Annotated in this window: 5 protein-coding genes; 4 read left to right on the top strand and 1 reads right to left on the bottom strand. The window is 72.4% G+C overall.

Going from position 1 to position 6277, the window contains the following annotated elements; translation table 11 throughout:
- Positions 1 to 194 precede the first annotated feature (194 nt).
- Both AOK17_RS45830 and AOK17_RS45825 read left to right on the top strand, forming a co-directional pair.
- A complete protein-coding gene (locus AOK17_RS45830) occupies positions 195 to 674 on the top strand; it encodes an anthrone oxygenase family protein (protein WP_055618580.1) in 480 nt (159 codons plus the stop codon).
- Positions 675 to 887: 213 nt separating this feature from the next.
- Entirely contained in the window at positions 888 to 2375 is a 1488-nt protein-coding gene (locus AOK17_RS45825; RefSeq protein ID WP_055618581.1) for a glutamate synthase subunit beta, read from the top strand.
- Positions 2376 to 2430: 55 nt separating this feature from the next.
- Here AOK17_RS45825 and AOK17_RS45820 read toward each other — a convergent pair whose 3' ends face one another.
- On the bottom strand, positions 2431 to 2943 hold the full coding sequence (locus AOK17_RS45820) for a carboxymuconolactone decarboxylase family protein (protein WP_425424695.1): 513 nt from the start codon (positions 2941 to 2943) through the stop codon (positions 2431 to 2433).
- A gap of 47 nt (positions 2944 to 2990) precedes the next feature.
- Between AOK17_RS45820 and pdxR the strand changes: the two genes are divergently transcribed.
- Both pdxR and AOK17_RS45810 read left to right on the top strand, forming a co-directional pair.
- Positions 2991 to 4415, top strand: a complete 1425-nt coding sequence (gene pdxR, locus AOK17_RS45815) for a MocR-like pyridoxine biosynthesis transcription factor PdxR (RefSeq protein WP_055618578.1) — start codon at positions 2991 to 2993, stop codon at positions 4413 to 4415.
- A gap of 414 nt (positions 4416 to 4829) precedes the next feature.
- On the top strand, positions 4830 to 6277 hold a 1448-nt coding region (locus AOK17_RS45810; RefSeq protein ID WP_281198695.1), incomplete at its 3' end, for a PEP/pyruvate-binding domain-containing protein.

The raw sequence follows: 6277 nt of genomic DNA, 5'->3' as shown, positions 1-6277 counted from the left end.
GCCCCGGACCTCGCCCCGAGACGACCGAACATGCCCCCGAGCCCCTCGGCCATGGTCACCCTTCCCGTACGGCATTTCACTTGTGGTGACAGGGAGTGCCGGGCAGGATCTTGGGGTTCGGGGTCGACCCGACCGGCGGTTCTGGGAGCGGTGCGCGAGTTGTTGCCCAAGGGTTTCACTTACGGGGAGTTGCCATGATCGAGGGACCGTACTTCGTCATCACTGTGGTGGGGGTGCTCGGCACCGGGCTGGTGGCCGGTGTTTTCTGTGGGTTCTCGACGTTCGTGATGAAGGGGCTCGCCGCGCTGCCGCCGGCGCAGGGAGTCGCCGCGATGCAGGCGATCAACGTGACCGCGCTGATGCCGGCGTTCATGTTCGTGTTCATCGGTTCGGCGGTGATGTGTGCCGTGCTCGCGGTGGTCACCTTCGTGCTGTGGCCCGACGAGGGCACGGTGGAGATGCTGCTGGGCAGTGCGCTGTATCTGTTCGGCTGTTTCGGGGTCACGATCGCGGCGAACGTCCCGCGCAACAACAAGCTGGCCACGATGGAGGCCGGTGCGCCGGAGGCCGTCGCGTACTGGCCCACGTATGTGAGCGAGTGGACGATGTGGAACCACGTCCGCACGATCGCGTCGGCCGCCGCGTCGATCTCGTACGTACTGGCGCTGACCTGAGGCGTACCCGGTCGCACTCGTCGGCCCGCGTGGCCGCGCCCCCGGTGGATGGGCCCGCCGCGGCTGTGCCCGCGCACGTCCGAGGCGGGCGCGGCCAGGGCGTCGTATCGTGGCGGGAAGAGTCTGCCGACAGGCCCTCGGCCCGCCGCCCGGACGATGGCGTCGGAGACGGAGACCGCAGGGGCACCGTTCACGTACGTGAGGGAGACGGCCGTGGCCGATCCCAAGGGTTTCCTCAATGCCTCCCGCGAGGAGTGGCCGCGGCGCCCCGTCGGGGAGCGGGTCCGTGACTGGGACGAGGTGTACGTCCCGGGGGCTCTGCTGCCGATCATCCGCACGCAGGCCGACCGGTGCATGGACTGCGGTGTCCCGTTCTGCCACGACGCCTGTCCGCTGGGCAATCTGATCCCCGACTGGAACGACCTGGTCTCGCGCGACGACTGGCGGGCGGCGAGCGACCGGCTGCACGCGACGAACAACTTTCCCGAGTTCACCGGCCGGTTGTGCCCCGCGCCGTGCGAGGCGGGCTGTGTCCTGGCGATCAACCAGCCGGCGGTCACCATCAAGAACGTCGAGGCCGCCATCGCCGACCGGGCCTGGGAGGACGGATTCGCGCCGCCACGGCCGCCGGACCGGCTGTCCGACAGGACGGTCGCGGTGATCGGCTCGGGGCCCACCGGGCTCGCCGCGGCGCAGCAGCTGACCCGGGCCGGGCACACGGTCGCCGTGTACGAGCGGGACGACCGGATCGGCGGGCTGATGCGGTACGGGATCCCCGAGTTCAAGATGGAGAAGCGGCACCTGGAGCGGCGGGTCGCCCAGATGCGGGCGGAGGGAACGAAGTTCCGTACGTCGACCGCCGTCGGCCGGGACGTCGGGGCGGCCGAGTTGCGGGCCAGATACGACGCGGTCGTCCTCGCCGTGGGCGCCACGGCCTGGCGTGAACTTCCGGTCCCCGGACGGGAGTTGAGCGGCATCCATCAGGCGATGGAGTACCTGCCGCTGGCCAACCGGGTGTGCGAGGGGGATCTGGAGACGTCACCGCTGTCGGCGGCGGGCAAGCATGTCGTGATCGTCGGCGGTGGTGACACGGGTGCCGACTGTCTGGGTACGGCGGTGCGCGAGGGTGCGAAGTCCGTGACGCAGTTGGACATCTATACGCAGCCCGGCACGGAGCGGGACGAGGACGCCGACCCGTGGCCGGTGTACCCGAAGATCTACCGGCTGTCGGCCGCGCACGAGGAGGCCCGGGACCTGGAGACGGCACCCGCGGCGGACGCGGACGCGCGGCTCTTCGCGGCGTCGACGCTCCGATTCACCGGTGACGCGGCCGGGCGGGTGCGCTCGCTGCATCTGATCGAGGTCGACGCGGAACGCCGCCCGCGCCCCGGGACCGGACGGGTGCTCCCCGCCGACCTCGTGCTGCTCGCGCTCGGTTTCTCCGGCCCCGACCGCTCCGACGGCCTCGTCGACCAGCTCGGACTCGCGCTCGACCCCCGTGGCACGCTCACCCGCGATGCGGACTTCGCCACGAACGTGCCCGGCGTGTACGCCGCCGGTGATGCCGCGCGCGGCCAGTCCCTGATCGTGTGGGCGATCGCCGAGGGGCGGGCGGTGGCGGCGGCGGTGGACCGGCAGCTGACGGGCACCTCTCGGCTGCCGGCGCCGATCGGGCCGTACGACCGCCCGATGACCGCGTAACCGGCGCCGACGCCTGCGGCCCACCAGCCACCGCCCACCACTCGGCTCCCGCTCTTCAGCGTTCGTCCGTCCCCGCCCTCTTCGCCGTCGCCAGGGCGACCCGGTTCCAGGTGTTGATCGCGAAGATCAGTGCCAGCACCTGGGCCAGTTCCTTTTCGTCGAACCGGGCAGCGGCCTCGGCGTAGACGTCGTCCGGGACACCGCCGTCGGCGACCAGGGTCACCGACTCCGTCAGGGCGAGGGCCGCGCGCTCCTTCTCGGTGAAGAAGTGCGGGGCCTCGCGCCACACGGCGACCATGTGCAGCCGGTCCTCGGACTCGCCGGCCTTGCGCGCGTCGTTGGTGTGCATGTGGAGGCAGTAGGCGCAGTGGTTGAGGTGCGAGGCGCGGATCTGGATCAGTTCGACGAGGGCCGGGTCGAGGCCCTCGCGGGCCGCGATGTCGAAGCCTACGAGGGCTCGGAAGGCCTTCGGAGCGGCCTTCGCGAAGTTGATCCGGGCGTTCGTCGTCGTGTGCGCCGCGCTCGTCGTGGTCGTCGCGTTCATCGTGTGTGTCGTGTTCGTCGTCATGACCATGAATCTACGAGTCGGAAAGACCCCCTGTAGGGTGCATTTCCATGGCAGATTCATGGGTCAATTCGGCGGAGCGCATCGGCGCCGACCTGCATCTGGAACTGTCCGGTCCGGGTGGCCGCCGTGCCGCTCTGATCCGCGCCCTGCGTGAGGCGGTCCGCAGCGGGCGCCTCGCCCCGGGTACCCGGCTCCCTCCGTACCGCTCGCTCGCCGCCGACCTGGGCGTGGCCCGCAACACGGTCGCCGACGCGTACGCCGAGCTCGTGGCCGAGGGCTGGCTGACCGCGCGGCAGGGTTCGGGCACCGTGGTCGCCGAGCGGGCCGAGCCGCTGGGCGCGAACGCGCGCGTACCCAAAAAGGCACCCCCACGCGCGCGTGGACCGCGCCACGACCTGCGGCAGGGCACGCCGGACGCGTCGTCGTTCCCGCGCGCGGCGTGGCTGGCCTCGTACCGGCGGGCTCTGCGGGAGGCTCCCAACGAGGCGTTCGGGCCCGGCGATCCGGCCGGCCGGATCGAATTGCGGGTGGCGCTCACGGAGTACCTGGCACGCGCGCGTGGCGTCCGCACCGAGCCGGGGCGGATCGTGATCTGCTCCGGCTTCGCGCACGCCCTGAGGCTGCTGTTCCCCACGGTGCTGCGCGGCCCGCTGGCGGTCGAGTCGTACGGCCTCGCCTTCCACCGCGAGTTGCTGACGGCGGCGGGCGTGCGGACCGTGCCGCTGCCGCTCGACGAGGACGGCGCCCGGGTCGACGGCCTGGGCAGGGAGCGGGCCGTACTGCTCACGCCCGCGCACCAGTTCCCGACCGGTGGACCACTGCATCCCGCACGGCGTGCCGCCGTGATCGACTGGGCACGCGCGCGTGGAGGGGTGATTCTGGAGGACGACTACGACGGGGAGTTCCGCTACGACCGCAAGCCCGTCGGAGCCGTTCAGGGCCTGGACCCGGAGCGGGTCGTCCACATCGGTTCGGTCAGCAAGAGCCTGTCGCCCGCGTTGCGGCTGGGCTGGATGGTCCTTCCGGAGCGGTACGTCGACGCGGTCCTGGAGGTCAAGGGCGAGCGGGAGGCGTGGGCGAGCGTCCTGGACCAGTTGACGCTCGCGGACTTCGTGGCCTCGGGGTCGTACGACCGTCATGTGCGGCGGATGCGTCAGCGGTACCGGAGGCGGCGGGACCGGCTGGTCGACGCGCTCGCCGTGCACGCGCCGCACGTCGAGGTCACCGGGATCGCGGCCGGGCTCCATGCTGTGCTGCGGCTGCCGCCCGGAAGCGAGCAGTCCGCGGTGAAGGCCGCCGTGTGGCAGGGCCTCGCGCTGGACGGGCTCGCGGAGTTCCGGCATCCGGAGTTTCGGCACTCGGACGCGTCCATGGCCGAGCCGGACGGTCTGGTCGTGGGGTACGCGACGCCTTCGGAGCATGCGTACGGGGCCGCGCTGGAGGCGTTGTGCGCGGCGCTGCCGCCACCGTGAGTACCGGATGAGGAGTGAGTACCGGGTGCCGGGTCAGTGCTGGGTGAGGAGCAGTTCGTCGGCCGGAATCCGACTTCCGGATGACATGAAACACAACACCGAGTGGGATCCTCGGCTGTAGGAGGCGTGTTGTTGTCGCGGCCGTACCCCGGTCGGGCAGGAACTCGTCCCCATCCTTCGTTCCGTCGTCAGGCGCAGGGCCACCCCCGCGCGTCCCCCCTGTTGGCGGTCGGTCCTGGAGGGTGTTCGATGACGACGGTTGACGAACGTCATGGAGACGGTGCGCGCGACGGGGACGACCAGGGCGGTGTCCCCCGCATAGGCGATCCACTGGCCTCCCGGTTTCATCAGACCGCCCCTCAAGCTCCTCGGCTCACCCCCGAAGTTCCTCGACTCGCCGCGGAAGCGGTCCCCTTGAGTGATCCGCGGGCGGCGCGCATCCCGTTCGCAGGCTCCAAGGCCGCGAATCTGGCGCGCGCCGCGCTGGCCGGGCTGCCGGTGCTGCCGGGGTTCGTCGTGCCGTACGGCGATCGGTCCGGCGAGTGGGCGGGAGCCGGCCAACTGGAAGGGCTGCGCCGCGCCTGGCAGGAGCTCTCCGCCGACGGCACGCGCCCCCTCGTCGTACGGTCCTCCTCACCGCAGGAGGACACCCAGGAGTCGTCCCTGGCGGGCCAGTTCGCGTCCGTGCTGGACGTACAGGGCTGGCACGAGTTCCGTGCGGCCGTGCGGACCGTGCTCGACTCGGCGCACCGGCCGGACGGCACGGTGGCTCCGATGGCCGTGCTGGTGCAGCCGATGCTCGCGGCCCGCGTCGGTGGGGTGATGTTCGGCGCGGACCCCGTGGAGGGGCGGACGGACCGGATGCTGGTGAGTGCGGTGCGCGGCGGGCCCGACTCCCTGGTCAGCGGTGAACAGCCGGGCACGAACTACTGGTTGAGCCGCTGGGGACGGCTGCTGCGCACCGAGCCCGAGGACCCCGAAGGGCTGCTCGGAGCCGACGGGCTGCGCCGCCTGGCCCGGCTGGCGCGACAGGCGCGCGGGGTCTTCGGCGGGCCGCAGGACATCGAGTTCGGGTTCGACGCGTCCGGGCAGTTGTGGCTGTTCCAGAGCCGGCCGATCACGGCTATGGCGGCGCGGCCCGCACGCGGGGCGCGGCTGCTCGGCCCCGGACCGGTTGCGGAGACGCTGCCGGATCAACTGGAGCCGCTGGAGGAAGACTTGTGGGTGGCCCCGATGGCACGGGGGCTGGCCGCCGCGCTCGACATCGGTGGCACCGCGCCCCGGCGGCAGCTGCGCTCGGTCCCGGTCGTCACGGCCGTCGGCGGACGGGCCGCGGCGGATCTGCGGCTGCTGGGCGCCGCACCGCCCCGGAACCGGTGGCTCGCGCTGCTCAACCCGGCGCCGGGTGCCCGCCGGCTGGCCGCCGCATGGCGGGTGGGCCGGCTGACGGCGGCGCTGCCCGGTCTCGCGGTGGACCTAGTCGCGGACGTCGACCGCCGCCTCGCCGAGACACCGTCCGCGGACCGGCTCACCCGCCCGGACCTCGTCACCACCCTCCGCTGGACCCGTACCGTCCTGGTCTCCCTGCACGCCCAGGAGGCTCTCGCGGGCGCCCTCCTCCCCGAGCCGCGCGCCACAGCGGCGGGCACAGCCCTCGCCGCCCTCACCGAGTCCCGCGCTCTCGGCGTACCGGACGACCGGATGGTGGCGGCGCAGCCGGTGGTGCTGGCGCTGGTGGCACCCGGTCTGAGCAGGGAGTTGAGGCTTCCGGCGGATCCCGGACACACGGAGGGTGCAGCGGCGGCACGTCAGGGCGCCACTCCCACGGCAGCGGACACGGACACACGCGCCACCCTGGACAC

This window comes from Streptomyces phaeochromogenes, assembly GCF_001418655.1.
GTDB lineage: Bacteria > Actinomycetota > Actinomycetes > Streptomycetales > Streptomycetaceae > Streptomyces > Streptomyces phaeochromogenes.
Note: the sequence above shows the minus strand (reverse complement) of the source record. Positions and strands in the feature narration are given on the sequence as shown.

Bases quoted from the DNA above. Each gene is read 5' to 3' on its own strand.
- AOK17_RS45830 (WP_055618580.1), top strand. From the start codon at position 195: ATGATCGAGGGACCGTACTTCGTCATCACTGTGGTGGGGGTGCTCGGC.
- AOK17_RS45820 (WP_425424695.1), bottom strand. From the start codon at position 2,943: ATGACGACGAACACGACACACACGATGAACGCGACGACCACGACGAGC.
- pdxR (WP_055618578.1), top strand. From the start codon at position 2,991: ATGGCAGATTCATGGGTCAATTCGGCGGAGCGCATCGGCGCCGACCTG.